Genomic DNA, 14,781 nt, shown 5'->3' on the forward strand with positions numbered 1-14,781 from the left:
CATGGGTGGGCGGCTTGCTAGCTGGCTGCAGGTTCTGCAAAGGCAGCGCCAGATGCGAAAGTTGCGCGATCCGGCGTTCCGCTTCCTGCTTGATGCACCGCCCCCAGGCGAGTGGGTCGCGCTTGATTGCGAGACCACCGGCCTGAACGTGCGCACCGACGAGATTGTCTCCATCGGTGCCGTCCGTATCGTCGGCAATCGCATTCTGACAAGCGAACGCATGGAGTTGCTGATCCGGCCGCAAGGGGAGATGCGCCCGGAAAGCATCTGCGTGCATCGCCTGCGCAATCGCGACCTGGACAGCGGGGTGTCGATCGAGCAGGCCATTCATGCACTGCTGCACTTCATTGGCAGCAGGCCTCTGGTCGGCTACTACCTTGAGTTCGATGTGGCGATGCTCAATCGGGTGGTGGTGTCCATGCTCGGCATCGGATTGCCGCAGCCCAAGATCGAAGTCTCGGCCCTTTACTACGACTATCGATTCCAGCAGCTGCCGCCATATCGGCAGCAGGGCGACCCCGATCTCGACCTGCGCTTCGCCACCGTCATGAAGGAACTCGACTTGCCGACCTGGGATGCGCACGACGCGCTGAACGACGCGGTGATGGCTGCGTTGGCCTTTGTGAAGCTGCGCCAATTGGGAGCAGCGTAACGCGCGGGGTCAGATGGACGGCGGCTGGGTGGGTTCCGACGTATCGCGCTGCACTGCTTCTTCGTGCTCGGCGGCCGCATCTGCAGCGCGGTTGGTGCGCCATGCATACAGCACGGTAATCAGCACATAGACGATGGGCGCACCTTGCGCGCCAACCCAGTACGCGAAGGTCCAGTCCGAGTTGAAGAGGTGCATCGACAGGTCGCGTGCAAAAAATGCGACCACAAACGTCACCACAAACCACACTGCAAGCAGCGCTGCGATCCAACGCATGTTGGCAATCCACCTGCGGCGCGCCGGTGTTCCGGGCGTGATGCTCATGCGGAGGCCTCCTCGCCGGCCGAGGCGCGATGCAGCGTGATGCGAAAGCGCGCGCCCGCCAGCCGCGGCGATGCCTGATACACGTTGTCGAGCACCTCGATGTCTCCGCCGTGCTGCTGCACGATCTCGCGCACGATGGCCAGGCCCAGACCGCTGCCCTCGGCCTGTGTGCCAAGGATGCGGTAAAAGCGCTGCATCACGCGTTCGCGCTCGGCCACTGGGATGCCGGGGCCAGTGTCATCGACGTCGATGAAGACGAACGGCTCGAATGGCGCGGTGGTCACGCGCACGGTGACATGTCCGCCATCGGGCGTATAGCGGATCGCGTTGTCGAGCAGGTTGTTGAGCATCTCGGCGAGCATCGTCGCATTGCCCGAAATCGTGACCGGCAACCCGGGTTCCTCAAAGCCAAGGTCGATCTGCTTGGCCCACGCCTTGGGCAGCCAGTCAGCCACCACTTGACGTGAAAGCGCGCAGATATCGAGCGGCACCAAGCCGTCGGTGGCACCCATGTTTTCCATGCGCGCCAGCGAGAGCAATTGCTTGACGAGGTGCGCGGTGCGATCCGAGCTGTCGGCGATATGCGCGAGCGTGCGGCGCAGTTCGTCGGGCGATTGTTCGCGCTGTGCCAGCTCCGCCTGCATGCGCAGACCCGCCAGCGGCGTCTTCATCTGATGCGCGGCATCCGCAATGAAACGCTTCTGCGTATGCACCGATTGCTCCAGCCGCCCGAGCAGATCATTGAATGACGCCACGAGCGGCGTCAGTTCCTGCGGCGCGGCCCCTTCGTCGATGGGGCTGGTGTCGCCTGGGTTGCGCGCGCGAATGCGCTCCTGAATCGCATTGAGCGGCGCCAGCCCGCGCGTGAGGCCAAACCACACCAGGATCACCGCCAACGGCAGGATCACGAACTGCGGCAGGATCACGCCCTTGATGATTTCGTTGGCGAGTTGTGCGCGCTTGTCGAGCGTCTCCGCCACTTGCACCAGCGCGGGTTTGCCGCCGGAGCCCGGCCGCTGCACGAAGGTATACGCAACACGGATCTCCGCGCCATGGATGTGGTCGTCGCGCAGTTGCACAAGGCCGCCCGCGTTGGCGTCTTCTTCGGGCGGCAGCGGCAGGTCGCGGTCCCCGGAGACAAACTCGCCGTTGGTACCGAGCACCTGGTAATAGATATTGTCGGTTTCGTCGGCACGCAAAATCTCACGCGCCGAGATCGGCAGTTGCAGCGTCACGCGGCCATTCACCTCGCGAAGTTGCTGGCTGAGCACGATCGCGCTCGATTCCAGTGCGCGGTCATATGGTGCATTCGCAATCGACTTGGCGACCAGGTACGTCACCGCAATGCTCATCGGCCACAGCAACAGCAGCGGCGCAAGCATCCAGTCCAGAATTTCGCCGAAGAGGGATCGGGCGGCGGGCCGCGTGGCGTCGTCTTCGAGGTGGGGGAGGGTGTCGGCGAGGTTGCCGCCGCTATCGCCTCCGTCATCGCGGCCATCGGCTCCGGGCATCGCGTCGGTGCGTTCGCGCAGCGATGCGCGATACCGACGCCACGGCCAGGCCAGCCGATCACCCATGGGCAGCGGTCGCGGTGGTGGTTGGGGTGGCCGTGCGTTCCAGGCAATAGCCCAGCCCGCGCACGGTGGCGATGCGGATGCCTTCCACCTCGATCTTCTTGCGCAGGCGGTGGATGTAGACCTCGATGGCGTTGTTGCTGACTTCTTCGCCCCAGCCGCACAGATGGTCGACCAGTTGCTCTTTCGATACCAGGCGGCCCACTCGCGCCAGCAGAATCTCCAGCAGCCCGATCTCGCGCGCCGACAGTTCCACCACCTGATCGTGGATATAGGCAATGCGCCCGACCTGGTCGAATGCCAGCGGCCCATGGCGCACAAGCGTGGCGCCGCCGCCCGTGCCGCGCCGCACCAGCGCACGCACACGCGCTTCCAGCTCAGACAGCGCGAACGGTTTGGCCATGTAATCGTCGGCGCCCAGGTCCAGGCCCTTGACGCGTTCTTCCACGCTGTCGGCGGCGGTCAGAATCAGCACCGGCAGCATGGCCCCGCGCGAGCGCAGGCGCTTGAGGACCTCCAGCCCCGACATACGCGGCAGTCCCACGTCGAGGATCAGCAGGTCATAGGTCTGGGCCGTTTGCGCGGACAGCGCCGCGTCGGCAGTCGCCCCATCGGAGGCTTGGTCGACGGCGTAGCCCGCCTGGCGCAGCGAGCGTGTGAGCCCGTCCGCCAGCGTGGCGTCGTCTTCGGCAATCAGGATGCGCATGCGTGTCTCCCCGCGATGCCGAGCAAGATATCTTGCCCATCCCGCCCGCTACATTGTTTTCGCGCGACAACTGATCTGGAGACTTGTCAAAACCACTGGTTTTTTATACAGTACTCCGAATTCGCGGTGCTGTAGTCTTGGCGGCGCTAAAGTCATGGAATGGGTCGCGTCGGGGCAATCACCCAGCGGCCCGTTGTTGCAGGCAACCGCTGGAATCGCAAGCCCTTGCGGCCCATTTATACACCAATTTGCACGAAGGACGACCATGGAAGACGGTAAGAAGGCAGCCGCGATGAGCGCAGAAAAGCAGAAGGCGCTGGCTGCCGCGCTCGCGCAGATCGAAAAGCAGTTCGGCAAGGGCTCCATCATGAAGATGGGCGATGCCGAGGTCGAGCCGGTCCAGGTCGTGTCGACGGGTTCGCTCGGGTTGGACGTGGCGCTGGGCGTTGGCGGCCTGCCGCGCGGCCGCGTCATTGAAATCTACGGTCCTGAATCGTCGGGCAAGACCACGCTGACGCTGCAAGTGGTTGCCGAGATGCAGAAACAGGGCGGCACGTGCGCCTTCATCGACGCGGAACATGCGCTTGACGTCACTTATGCCGACAAGATTGGCGTGAGCGTGCCGGACCTGCTGATCTCCCAGCCGGACACGGGCGAACAGGCCCTGGAAATTGCCGATGCGCTGGTGCGCTCAGGCTCGGTCGACCTGATCGTCATCGACTCGGTGGCCGCACTGGTGCCGAAGGCTGAAATCGAAGGCGAAATGGGCGACGCGCTGCCCGGCCTGCAGGCCCGTCTGATGAGCCAGGCGCTGCGCAAGTTGACCGGCACCATCAAGAAGACCAATTGCATGGTCATCTTCATCAACCAGATCCGCATGAAGATCGGTGTGATGTTCGGCTCGCCGGAAACCACCACGGGCGGTAACGCGCTCAAGTTCTACGCTTCGGTGCGTCTGGACATCCGCCGCATCGGCTCAATCAAGCGGGGCGACGACGTGGTCGGCAACGAGACCAAGGTCAAGGTCGTCAAGAACAAGGTGGCGCCGCCGTTCCGCGAAGCCATCTTCGACATCCTCTACGGTCAGGGCGTATCGCGCGAGGGCGAGATCATCGACCTGGGCGTGGAAGCCAAGGTGGTCGAGAAGTCCGGCGCCTGGTACAGCTACGGCGGCGAACGCATCGGCCAGGGCCGCGACAACTGCCGCGAATACCTGCGCGAGAACCCCGACCTTGCCCGTGAGATCGAGAACAAGGTCCGCGAGCAACTGGGCGTGACGCCGATGGGCGCCGTTGCAGTGGCCGAGGAAGTCGGAGAAGAGTAATTGGGTTGGCCGTCGGCGCAGATCGGCGGCTCTATCGAGCTTCATACGCCTGCCGTCCCCCAACGGTGGGCGTTTTTCTTTGGAACACGCTCCTTGAACGCCAAATCCGCATGCCGTTGCCACGTCAACCGTTATCGCTGAAGGCACGTGCGCTGGGCTATCTGTCTCGGCGCGAGCACAGCCGCGTCGAATTGCGCCGTAAGTTGGTCCCGCACGCAGAGTCCGCCGAGGAGGTCGACGCGCTGCTGGATTGGCTGGAGGGCGAAAACTGGCTCTCCAACACGCGTTTTGCCGAAAGCATGGTGCACCGCCGCGCGGGCCGCTACGGTACAGCGCGCTTGATGCAGGAGTTGAAAACGCATCAGCTCGGCGAAGAGACGCTGGGCGAGGTCAAGGCGCAACTGCAAAGCACGGAAGCAGTCCGGGCGAAAGCCCTGTGGGAAAAACGCTTCGGCCGCCCACCGGCCGACCTGGCCGAACGGGCCAAGCAGGTGCGATACATGATGGCGCGCGGATTCTCCCGTTCCGTAGTGTCGCGCATCATCGCAGGGGCGGATGAGCTGCTGGAAGATGGCGACATGTCGGACTGAACATCGACGATCTCGCAACAATTCAGGCGGACAATCCTCTTGTGTGCAGATTACGTGGGTTGCACCTCATGCGATCGTTGCAACCACTTTCACACTGCATTGCAGCACGCGACCAGTCCGGTCGTGACGACGTGTTAAAATCCTGGCCTTTGATATCGCCCTCAATTTCGGTTGCAGGGCGGTAGTGTTCGTGTGTGGCGGCTGATGCGCTGCCGCATACGTCCCGTAGGCGATGCACGCGATCTGCGTGCGCCGCCTCCATCGGTCCTATCGGTCTGTCTGGTCCATGCCTCTGTCTGATCCCGTCCCGCGCGTCATGCGCCACCGCCGTGCCATCACGGTGGAGGCCTATTTGCGGGAAGACGGCCTATGGGACATCGAAGCGCGCCTGACCGACACCAAACCACGCGACATCCCCTTAGCCAGCGGCGGCGTACGCCCCGAGGGCCAGCCGCTCCATGACCTGTGGCTGCGAGTGACCATCGACACCCATATGAACGTCGTGGATGCGGAAGCGTGTTCCGACTGGGTGCCGTACCCCACACACTGCGACACGATCGGCCCGGCCTACCGGAAACTCATCGGCCTGAACCTGATGAAGGGTTTTCGAAAGGCCTCGCGTGAGAGACTCGGCGGCGTGGCGGGCTGTACGCACCTGACCGAGCTGTGTGGCGTGCTGCCGACCGCCGCCATCCAGGCTTTTGCCGGCGATGTATTCCCGGTGCGCGATAACTCCAACGACCTGCGTCCTGTCGAAGCCGGCGAGAAGCCGCCTTACCAACTCCACGGCTGCCATGCCCTGCATTTGGAGGGTGAGGTGGTCCGCAAGCATTACCCGCGCTGGTTTGCATACCAGCCCGAAGCCAAGATCCAACCGCCACCCACCGAGCTGTCGCTTGAGCCCTCGTCCTGAAGGGCACCGCGCCGTTCGCGTTTTCAATACTCATCACACTCACTCTGCCTAGCAAAGGAAACACGCATGAATATCCATGAGTACCAAGGCAAGGAAATCCTGCGCAAATACAATGTGCCGGTTCCGCGCGGCATTCCGGCCTTCTCGGTCGACGAGGCCATCAAGGCTGCTGAAACCCTGGGCGGCCCGGTGTGGGTCGTGAAGGCACAGATTCATGCGGGTGGCCGTGGCAAGGGCGGCGGCGTGAAGGTTGCCAAGAGCATCGAGCAGGTCAAGGAATACGCCAGCAGCATCCTGGGCATGACGCTGGTGACGCACCAGACCGGTCCGGAAGGCAAGCTGGTCAAGCGCCTGCTGATCGAAGAAGGCGCGGACATCAAGAAGGAACTGTACGTGTCGCTGGTGGTGGACCGTGTGTCGCAGCAAGTGGCGCTGATGGCCTCGAGCGAAGGCGGCATGGACATCGAAGAAGTCGCCGAATCGCACCCGGAAAAGATCCACACGCTGCTGATCGATCCGCAAGCCGGTCTGCAAGACGCTCAGGCTGACGACATCGCTCGCAAGATCGGCGTGCCGGATGCTTCGATCGCGCAAGCTCGCCAAGCTCTGCAAGGCCTGTACAAGGCGTTCTGGGAAACCGACGCTTCGCAAGCTGAAATCAACCCGCTGATCCTGACCGGCGACGGCAAGGTCATCGCACTGGACGCCAAGTTCAACTTCGACTCGAACGCGCTGTTCCGTCACCCGGAAATCGTGGCGTACCGCGATCTGGATGAAGAAGACCCGGCGGAAATCGAAGCCTCGAAGTTCGACCTGGCTTACATCTCGCTCGACGGCAACATCGGCTGCCTGGTGAACGGCGCTGGTCTGGCCATGGCCACGATGGACACCATCAAGCTGTTCGGCGGCGAGCCGGCCAACTTCCTCGACGTGGGCGGCGGTGCCACCACCGAGAAGGTGACCGAAGCCTTCAAGCTGATGCTGAAGAACCCGGACGTGAAGGCCATTCTGGTCAACATCTTCGGCGGCATCATGCGTTGCGACGTGATCGCCGAAGGCGTGATCGCTGCAGCCAAGGCTGTGTCGCTGTCGGTGCCGCTGGTGGTGCGCATGAAGGGTACCAACGAAGACCTCGGCAAGAAGATGCTGGCCGACTCGGGTCTGCCCATCATCGCCGCAGACACGATGGCAGAGGCCGCCGAGAAAGTCGTGGCCGCAGCCGCCGGCAAGTAAGCCGCCCGCTGACCCAACCATACGCGAACGCGAGTTGCGCCCGCTGCTGAGTACGTCGGCGCGGCTCGCTGCATAAAAGGATTACAGCATGTCGATTCTGATCAACAAAGACACCAAGGTCATCACCCAGGGGATCACCGGTAAGACCGGCCAATTCCACACCCGCGGCTGCCGCGACTACGCCAACGGCAAGAACTGCTTCGTCGCCGGCGTGAACCCGAAGAAGGCCGGCGAAGACTTCGAAGGCATTCCCATCTACGCAACCGTCAAGGACGCCAAGGCACAAACCGGCGCGACCGTGTCGGTGATCTACGTGCCGCCCGCAGGCGCCGCTGACGCAATCTGGGAAGCCGTTGAGGCCGAGCTGGATCTGGTGGTTTGCATCACCGAAGGCATCCCCGTGCGCGACATGATGATGGTCAAGGACAAGATGCGTAAGGCCGGCAGCAAGACGCTGCTGCTGGGTCCGAACTGCCCGGGCCTGATCACGCCGGACGAAATCAAGATCGGCATCATGCCGGGTCACATCCACCGCAAGGGCCGCATCGGCGTGGTGTCGCGCTCGGGCACGCTGACGTACGAAGCCGTGGGCCAGCTGACCGCGCTGGGCCTGGGCCAATCGTCGGCAGTCGGTATCGGCGGCGATCCGATCAACGGCCTGAAGCACATCGACGTGATGAAGATGTTCAACGACGATCCGGAAACGGACGCCGTGGTCATGATCGGTGAGATCGGTGGTCCGGACGAAGCCAACGCGGCTTACTGGATCAAGGACAACATGAAGAAGCCGGTGGTGGGCTTCATCGCTGGCGTGACCGCGCCTCCGGGCAAGCGCATGGGCCACGCCGGCGCGCTGATCTCGGGCGGTGCCGATACCGCGCAAGCCAAGCTCGACATCATGGAAGCCTGCGGCATCAAGACCACCAAGAACCCGTCGGAAATGGCACGTCTGCTCAAGGCGATGCTGTAATCGACGAAGTTTGAGGTTGTGCGAGAACGGGGGCTTCGGCTCCCGTTTTTGTTTGTGCGCGCGTCTCGTCGATGATGCAACGTGCGATCTCGGCACGACATGTGTATAAGCAGATCATCCTTCCCATAAGAACGGCTTCAGGAACACTATGGCGCTCACCTCAAGCGCATTCTGGTTCGCACTTGGTTCCATCATCCTGACCAACATCGTGCTGTCGGGCGATAACGCGGTCGTCATCGCGCTGGCCGCACGCAATCTGCCGAAGCGCCAGCAAAAGCAGGCCATTTTCTGGGGCAGTGCCGGCGCAATCGTGCTGCGCATCGTGCTGACCATCCTGGCCGTCAAGTTGCTCGCGCTGCCGTACCTGAAGACGATTGGCGCGGTGATGCTGGTCTATATCGGCGTGAAGCTGCTCACGGCTGCCGAAGACGAAGCCGCCGATCGCCATCAGCGCGACGGCCTGTGGCCTGCCATCCAAACAATTCTCATCGCCGACTTTGTGATGTCGCTCGATAACGTCGTCGCCGTGGCCGCCGCGGCCGAGAAGGGGCCGCCGGGCACCACATTCCTGCTGCTGGTGCTGGGGCTTGGGTTGTCGGTGCCGCTGATCGTATTCGGCAGCACGTTGCTGGTGGGTGTCATGGCGCGCTTTCCCGTCATCATCACACTCGGGGCGGCACTGCTCGGCTATCTTGCCGGCGACATGCTCGTCACCGATCCGATCGATGCGGCGTGGTTTGAGCGCGCGGTGCCGTATGCGGACGTGGTGGTGGGTTGCGTTGGGGCGCTGCTGGTCGTGGGCGTCGGCCGGTGGCTGAGCCGGCGAACGTTGCGGCAGGCCTAGTCCGAACGAATCCCCTCGGAAGTAGGTGATGACGGGTTCTGTCGGGAATTCTGTCAGGAACGGTCAGATTTGCGGCGCAAACTTCGACAAAGCGCGCCAGTTTTTGCGCGGAAGCTGCTCGTATGCCTTGGCACGGTCCCTGCGGTGTAGTTCTCCACAACAAAATGCCTTTTGGGGATCGGTTATGGGCTTCAAGCAAAGTAGCGGAACAAGGCGCTGCGTGCGTGGTTTCACGCTGATTGAACTGATGATCGTGGTCGCGATCATTGGCATCTTAGCGGCGATTGCACTGCCGGCTTACAGCAACTACATGGTTAAGTCCAAGCTGACCGAGGCGACAACAACGCTCGATGCTGCGCGGGCGGCGATAACGGAAGCCTATACATCGAACGGAGGTATTTTCCCGCCGACCTCCTCGCCGCCCGTTATCGTGCAGTCCGTGGGAAGCAATGCCCACTACGTGACTAACATAAACTACACCGTTCAAGGCTCTAACGTAGGTGTTGTTGTGACTCTTGGGAAAACGGGCGCCTCCCAGATCGACAACCAGTACTTGGGAATATTTGGCGTCAGCCAATCCGATGGAACCGTGCTTTGGTCTTGCTCTACGGCCAACGCACCCAATGCCACGGCATCTGGTGCCGCTGTGCAAACGATGTACCCATTCTTGCCTGCCGCGTGTCAGCATTGAATTGTTTGAGCATAGTCGACGGGAGTTTAACGCCCTTATAAGTTCGCGGTCTGGGCGCCAGCATTTCGGACGCCGCATCCATGCCCAAAATGAGAGGCCGGGATGCGGCAATTCTTATTTGTGGCGAGAGAGTCTATTTCCTTGCTTCTACCAGGTCGCCGGGTTCGCAGTATCTTCGCAAGCTTAGTTTGCAGGCTTATTTTGTGATTCATAGACCGCAAAAGTAACGTTTTGTGTCAATGTGTGTCGAAAAATGTCAGTATCTGAGGCACCAGTTGCCAAAATCGTGTCGGCTCCCTCGAGGAGATACCCAATTTCCACCTGGCACGATCTCTGCTTTACTCTCCCCGCATCATCTTAACCACACATTCCGGGGGATTACATGAAGTCGATGCGTCGTATGAAGCAGCGTGTCCAGAAGGGTTTCACGCTGATTGAACTGATGATCGTGGTCGCGATTATTGGTATCTTGGCCGCTATTGCGCTGCCGGCCTACAACAACTACATGATCAAGTCGAAACTGACTGAAGCGACAACGGATCTCGATGCTGCAAAGGCGGCCGTCACCGAAGCTTTTACTTCGAACGGTGGTACGTTCCCCACAACTTCTCCTGTTCCGCCGCTGGGCTCGAACGCCAACTATGTTCAAAGTATCAACTATACGGCCAACGGCTCGAACGTCGGTGTGGTCGTTCAAATCAGCAACAGTGTCGGTGCTGCTGCTGTGAACGGTAAGTATCTGGGTATTTTTGGCAATGCGAATGCTGATGGCACCATTACCTGGAAATGCCAAACGACGGGCGGAACTGGCGCACAGTCGACGGCTTCTCAACCGACAATGTTCCCGTACCTGCCCGCTGCGTGCCAGGGTTGATGTAGCGAGAGCAGTATGAAAGAAGAGGGCGCCTTTGGGCGCCCTCTTGCTTTCTATATATTCAAATTTCCGCTGGCACGATCCATGCTAGCCCAGCACTTGACCAAGGAGCGCCCATGGCTTCGGAAGATGCTTCTTGGTTGCCTCGTCATTTCGCCAATGCTTCGATCTAGACCGCTGCGTTTCGCAGCTTGGTTTGCTGCCGTCACGAGCTCTTCCGCACCGTTCCTGCTTGCGTACCATACCTTTCCCCTGCCCACGTTCTATAACGAGGTCTCTGCTGCTGGGCTTTGGATATTGTTGGCGCTAGCTGTCCTCACGCTGACATGGCGCGGTCAAGCGCAATTCCCGGCCATCGTCTTAGCGCCGCTCGGATTGGTCGCTGCTCTGGCCCTTCAGTTGCAGATCGCTCCTCCGCTCAATGCGTTCTACTCTCTCGCGGCTATGTGCTGTCTACTGGGGGCAGCCGTCGCATGCGGTCTCGGAGCGCGTTGTCGGGAGGTTCCTGGCTTGGTCGAAGCCTTGGCGGTGGGGTGCATTCTGGGCGGCTTGGCCACGATCGCGATCGAGTATGTGCAGGTGTTTCGTGTTCAGGGGCTATCGCCGACGTACATATCAGTGATTCCGCTGACCAACGACCGCCGCATGTGGGGCAATCTCAATCAAGCCAACCACGTGGCGTCTTATCTCGCCTTTGGTTTGGCTGCGTGCTTGTTCCTGGCGCAAAAGAATAAAAGTTGGCGGGTTCCGTTGACGTGCATTGTCCCGCTATTCATGCTTGGCATGATTGTCACTTTCTCACGCACAACTTGGTTGCACATCATCGCCATTGGTGCTCTCGCGGGCTTGGTGTGCACAAGTGGCGAAAGCGGTCGGCGCCGTTTGTGGCTGGCTTCTGTGCGTTTGTTGGCACTGGTTGCAGCATTTCAGGTGTGCAGTTGGGCGGTCGACTGTGCCAATGCGTTCTGGCACTTGGGATTCCCAGTGTCACTGAATGAGCGTATGCAAACGGGAAGTCCCACGCGTCTATTGCTTTGGAGGCATGCCTGGCACATGTTTCTTGCGCATCCGTGGCTCGGTGGTGGCTGGGGTGACTATGCTTGGAATCAATATGTGCAGACTGATACGCTGGGGCCTGTCATTTTTTCCATGCACGCGCACAACATCTTCCTGGACTTGCTTGCTAAGGTTGGTATTGTCGGAACGATGGCGGTTGCGTTTTCGTTCCTAGGGCTCGTGCGGGTCGTATGGCGAAATCGTGTGGTGCCCGAGTTGGCGTTCCTTTACGCCATAGTTCTGGTGATGGGGATTCACTCGATGGTCGAGTATCCCTTGCACTATCTCTACTTTCTTTTGCCATTTTCGTTTGCCTTGGGCTATGCAGACAACCGTGTTTTGCGGTTGCCATCACCTGGTATGGCGAAGCTACTCAGCGTGGCGGTCGTAATTTGCGGGACGGCGTTGTTGGGGCATTTGTGGGGTGACTACAAGGCAGTTGAGCGACTGAGTTACTCGCCCGAGTCGTTTGATAAGGAGTTGGTTCGCTATCGGCAACACGGCACAACGTTGCTTGCGCCTTTCGGGACCTTGGCAATCGCAATGCACTGGAATGTGGTTCCAGCCATGGCGCCGGCCCTGGTGGTTCTGGAGCGACAAGCTGTGGAGTTCTATCCAGACTCAAATACCGTCCAACGCTACGCCCTCGCACTTGCTTACCTAGGCAGGACGGATGAGGCGGTGATACAGGTTCGCCGGTTGCGCAATATGTTCGAGGAGGACTATCCCAAGTTGTCTAGTCTGTTGGTGGACACCTGCAAGAAGCGGGATTGGAACGACGCGTTGCTACGCTTCTGTTCGCATCTGGCATCGGAGAATTTGGTCGCCGGATTTGACTTGGGACAACTATGAAGACGATGAGTTGCTTAGGCGATAAGCCTAGCAATTTGGAGGGCAGCGCGCTGGTGCTTGAGGTCATAAAGATACACTGAAGATGTTGGCAGCTCATGAGGTCCAATAAGCTAAACTCGCGTACACCTAACAAGAGCGCCTTCGGGCGCTTTTGTCATTGAACCGACCACTAGCTTATCCAGATGTCCCGCCCCCTCCCTTTGCTGCTGCCCCTCTGGCTCGCGATCGCCGCGTGCTGGTCCGTTCCGTTCCTGATTGCGCCGCACACATATCCGATTCCAACGTTCTACGCTGAATATGCCGCTGCAGTGTGCTGGGCTGCACTGACACTCTGCGTGCTCGCGCTGACATGGGGTAGCAAGGCCGGGTTCCCGGTTATCGTGACAGCGCCGCTAGCTTTGATTGGTGCATTGGCCCTGCAGTTGGTGGTCGCGCCACCGATCAACACGTTCTTCTCGATCGCAGCGTCGGCATTTCTTTTGGCGGCCGTTGTTGCTACGTGGCTGGGGGAGCGATGTCGTGACGTTCCGGGGGTCCTGGCGGCCCTGGCAATAGGTGTCATCGTCGGGGGCATGTTGACCGTGGCGGTGGAGCTGTTGCACCTGTTTCGTGTGCCGCGGCTTCCCAGTGTCTTCTTTTCGATGACGCCGCTTGGTACGGGCCGTCGCATGTGGGGCAACCTCAATCAGCCGAACCACGTCGGCTCCTATTTGGCGTTCGGGCTTGCGGCTTGTGTCTTTGTTGCGCAGGAATTCAAGCGCTGGCGTCTCGCGCTGGCGGTAATCGCAGTGATCTTTCTACTGGGTATGGCGTTGACCATCTCCCGCGTTACGTGGCTGCACGTCGTTGTAGTCGGCGCGTTGGCGGGTCTGGCGTGGTCGGCCTCAGCACGAGGCCTGCGTCGTTGGTTGGCGGTGGGCGCTTCTGTGCTGTTGCTCGTCGCTGTGTATGAGGCTTGCAACTGGTTCGTTTCGTATGCCAATGTGCTTTGGCATCTGGATCTGCCGGGCTCCCTTGGAGAGCGCATGCAGGAGGGTGTTGGTCCGCGTGCTGCTCTTTGGCAACACGCTTGGCATATGTTTCTCGCGCATCCTTGGCTGGGTGGTGGCTGGGGCGATTACGCTTGGAACCAGTACGTGCAGACCGATCGGCTCGGCAACGTCGCGATGTCATTGAATGCGCACAACATCGTGCTGGACTTGCTGGCCAAGGTCGGTCTGCTTGGCTTGTTTGCAGTGACGCTGCCGTTCCTCAGCTTTGCATGGAGCTTGCGAAAGCAGCCCATCACGCCCGCCCGGGCATTTCTGCTCGCCATCATTCTGGTATTGGCCGCGCACTCGATGCTCGAGTATCCGCTGCACTACCTGTTCTTCTTGTTGCCTCTGGCATTTGCGCTGGGCTATTTGGATACACGCACATTGCGTTTTGGTTCGGGCCGCATTGCATGGGCGTCTACCGGAATCGTGGCGTTGGGCGCCATCGCGTTGCTGATGCAGCTCTGGGGCGATTACGCGTCGGCTGAACGCCTTCAATACGGCTCCGCAAGCCAGCCCCCGCTGCTGACACGGGATCACCAGCACGCCCCGACCTTGCTGTTGCCCTATGAGAACGAGGCCATGGCTAGCAGATGGAATGTTGGTCCGGCAACGGCTGCGTCGCTTGTGACGCTTGAGCGCCAAGCTGTGCAGTTCTATCCTGGGCCCAGCACTGTCCAGCGCTACGCGTTGGCGCTTGCCTACCTGGGCAAGACGGAGGAGGCCGTCATCCAAGTCCGCCGGTTGCACAGCCACTATTGGACCGACTACGCAGACCAGTCCTGGCTGCTCAAGCAGGCATGCGGGCAGAAGAGCGGCGATGCACTCGAGACATTCTGCGTACGCCTCAAGTCCGAGAAACTGTTGGCGACAGCAGATAACCCGTCCGGCGGTGAACCGTTAGCCGCATCGAAATAACCGAAAGCGCCCGATTGGGCGCTTTCTTATTGATTGTTTGGCTTTTCATCGCGAAATATGAAAATGAGTTGCGATTCGGCCTGGCGCAGGATCACTCGATTAATCTTCTCCTTCTTGGCGCCAACGTTGTTTGGTAGTCGAGTAACCGGTTAAGCAATTTAGGAGGAGTTAATGCACTCAAAGCGCCAAATTAGTAACAAGGACCAAGCTGGCTTTACCCTGATCGAAT

General features: G+C 60.4%; 14 protein-coding genes. 11 read left to right on the plus strand and 3 right to left on the minus strand.

Annotated features, from left to right (window positions below; all coding sequences use genetic code 11):
- Window position 1: 1 nt before the first annotated feature.
- On the plus strand, window positions 2–652 hold the full coding sequence (locus tag AAHM38_RS07135) for a 3'-5' exonuclease (RefSeq protein ID WP_012761240.1): 651 nt from the start codon (window positions 2–4) through the stop codon (window positions 650–652).
- 9 nt (window positions 653–661) lie between these two features.
- Here the strand turns inward: AAHM38_RS07135 and AAHM38_RS07140 are convergent, their stop codons facing one another.
- Genes AAHM38_RS07140 through AAHM38_RS07150 form a run of 3 tightly spaced genes read right to left on the minus strand, consistent with a single transcriptional unit; the run spans window position 662 to window position 3,253 of the window.
- Window positions 662–973, minus strand: coding sequence for a sodium/substrate symporter small subunit (locus tag AAHM38_RS07140; RefSeq protein ID WP_012761241.1), 312 nt, complete (start codon window positions 971–973; stop codon window positions 662–664).
- The gene (locus AAHM38_RS07145; RefSeq protein WP_116575901.1) at window positions 970–2,550 is read right to left on the minus strand and encodes a sensor histidine kinase; all 1,581 of its coding nucleotides are present in this window, start codon (window positions 2,548–2,550) and stop codon (window positions 970–972) included. The genes AAHM38_RS07140 and AAHM38_RS07145 overlap by 4 nt, the downstream gene beginning before the upstream one ends.
- Window positions 2,543–3,253 carry a response regulator gene (locus AAHM38_RS07150; RefSeq protein WP_004635405.1) on the minus strand — a complete coding sequence of 237 codons (711 nt, stop codon included), beginning with the start codon at window positions 3,251–3,253 and terminating at the stop codon, window positions 2,543–2,545. The genes AAHM38_RS07145 and AAHM38_RS07150 overlap by 8 nt, the downstream gene beginning before the upstream one ends.
- Before the next feature lie 265 nt (window positions 3,254–3,518).
- On the opposite strand from AAHM38_RS07150, the gene recA reads away from it, so the two are divergent.
- The 10 genes from recA to AAHM38_RS07200 all read left to right on the plus strand — a co-directional run bounded on the left by recA (window position 3,519) and on the right by AAHM38_RS07200 (window position 14,552).
- Window positions 3,519–4,577 (plus strand): recombinase RecA, encoded by a 1,059-nt coding sequence (gene recA / locus AAHM38_RS07155; protein WP_116575902.1) that lies wholly within the window; start codon window positions 3,519–3,521, stop codon window positions 4,575–4,577.
- Between the two features lie 110 nt (window positions 4,578–4,687).
- Complete coding sequence (gene recX, locus AAHM38_RS07160; protein WP_004635401.1) at window positions 4,688–5,167, plus strand: recombination regulator RecX; 480 nt, start codon at window positions 4,688–4,690, stop codon at window positions 5,165–5,167.
- 286 nt (window positions 5,168–5,453) lie between these two features.
- The gene (locus AAHM38_RS07165; protein ID WP_065856793.1) at window positions 5,454–6,080 is read left to right on the plus strand and encodes a DUF2889 domain-containing protein; all 627 of its coding nucleotides are present in this window, start codon (window positions 5,454–5,456) and stop codon (window positions 6,078–6,080) included.
- A 66-nt stretch (window positions 6,081–6,146) separates the two neighbouring features.
- Window positions 6,147–7,313 carry an ADP-forming succinate--CoA ligase subunit beta gene (gene sucC / locus AAHM38_RS07170; RefSeq protein ID WP_004635396.1) on the plus strand — a complete coding sequence of 389 codons (1,167 nt, stop codon included), beginning with the start codon at window positions 6,147–6,149 and terminating at the stop codon, window positions 7,311–7,313.
- 88 nt (window positions 7,314–7,401) lie between these two features.
- Window positions 7,402–8,283, plus strand: a complete 882-nt coding sequence (sucD, locus tag AAHM38_RS07175) for a succinate--CoA ligase subunit alpha (RefSeq protein WP_116575903.1) — start codon at window positions 7,402–7,404, stop codon at window positions 8,281–8,283.
- Window positions 8,284–8,431: 148 nt separating this feature from the next.
- Complete coding sequence (locus AAHM38_RS07180) at window positions 8,432–9,127, plus strand: TerC family protein (protein ID WP_116575904.1); 696 nt, start codon at window positions 8,432–8,434, stop codon at window positions 9,125–9,127.
- Between the two features lie 184 nt (window positions 9,128–9,311).
- Window positions 9,312–9,818, plus strand: a complete 507-nt coding sequence (locus AAHM38_RS07185) for a pilin (RefSeq protein ID WP_116575905.1) — start codon at window positions 9,312–9,314, stop codon at window positions 9,816–9,818.
- A gap of 382 nt (window positions 9,819–10,200) precedes the next feature.
- Complete coding sequence (locus AAHM38_RS07190; RefSeq protein WP_306456159.1) at window positions 10,201–10,692, plus strand: pilin; 492 nt, start codon at window positions 10,201–10,203, stop codon at window positions 10,690–10,692.
- Window positions 10,693–10,707: 15 nt separating this feature from the next.
- Window positions 10,708–12,600 carry a PglL family O-oligosaccharyltransferase gene (locus tag AAHM38_RS07195; protein WP_257019907.1) on the plus strand — a complete coding sequence of 631 codons (1,893 nt, stop codon included), beginning with the start codon at window positions 10,708–10,710 and terminating at the stop codon, window positions 12,598–12,600.
- Window positions 12,601–12,782: 182 nt separating this feature from the next.
- Window positions 12,783–14,552: a PglL family O-oligosaccharyltransferase gene (locus AAHM38_RS07200; protein ID WP_116575907.1), complete on the plus strand. Its 1,770-nt coding sequence runs from the start codon at window positions 12,783–12,785 to the stop codon at window positions 14,550–14,552.
- Window positions 14,553–14,781 lie beyond the last annotated feature (229 nt).

The organism is Ralstonia sp. OTU4908, from assembly GCF_038440115.1.
GTDB classification, from domain to species: Bacteria; Pseudomonadota; Gammaproteobacteria; order Burkholderiales; family Burkholderiaceae; genus Ralstonia; species Ralstonia pickettii.

Bases quoted from the DNA above. Each gene is read 5' to 3' on its own strand.
- AAHM38_RS07135 (WP_012761240.1), top strand. From the start codon at position 2: ATGGGTGGGCGGCTTGCTAGCTGGCTGCAGGTTCTGCAAAGGCAGCGC.
- AAHM38_RS07140 (WP_012761241.1), bottom strand. From the start codon at position 973: ATGAGCATCACGCCCGGAACACCGGCGCGCCGCAGGTGGATTGCCAAC.
- AAHM38_RS07145 (WP_116575901.1), bottom strand. From the start codon at position 2,550: ATGGGTGATCGGCTGGCCTGGCCGTGGCGTCGGTATCGCGCATCGCTG.
- AAHM38_RS07150 (WP_004635405.1), bottom strand. From the start codon at position 3,253: ATGCGCATCCTGATTGCCGAAGACGACGCCACGCTGGCGGACGGGCTC.
- recA (WP_116575902.1), top strand. From the start codon at position 3,519: ATGGAAGACGGTAAGAAGGCAGCCGCGATGAGCGCAGAAAAGCAGAAG.
- recX (WP_004635401.1), top strand. From the start codon at position 4,688: ATGCCGTTGCCACGTCAACCGTTATCGCTGAAGGCACGTGCGCTGGGC.
- AAHM38_RS07165 (WP_065856793.1), top strand. From the start codon at position 5,454: ATGCCTCTGTCTGATCCCGTCCCGCGCGTCATGCGCCACCGCCGTGCC.
- sucC (WP_004635396.1), top strand. From the start codon at position 6,147: ATGAATATCCATGAGTACCAAGGCAAGGAAATCCTGCGCAAATACAAT.
- sucD (WP_116575903.1), top strand. From the start codon at position 7,402: ATGTCGATTCTGATCAACAAAGACACCAAGGTCATCACCCAGGGGATC.
- AAHM38_RS07180 (WP_116575904.1), top strand. From the start codon at position 8,432: ATGGCGCTCACCTCAAGCGCATTCTGGTTCGCACTTGGTTCCATCATC.
- AAHM38_RS07185 (WP_116575905.1), top strand. From the start codon at position 9,312: ATGGGCTTCAAGCAAAGTAGCGGAACAAGGCGCTGCGTGCGTGGTTTC.
- AAHM38_RS07190 (WP_306456159.1), top strand. From the start codon at position 10,201: ATGAAGTCGATGCGTCGTATGAAGCAGCGTGTCCAGAAGGGTTTCACG.
- AAHM38_RS07195 (WP_257019907.1), top strand. From the start codon at position 10,708: ATGAAAGAAGAGGGCGCCTTTGGGCGCCCTCTTGCTTTCTATATATTC.
- AAHM38_RS07200 (WP_116575907.1), top strand. From the start codon at position 12,783: ATGTCCCGCCCCCTCCCTTTGCTGCTGCCCCTCTGGCTCGCGATCGCC.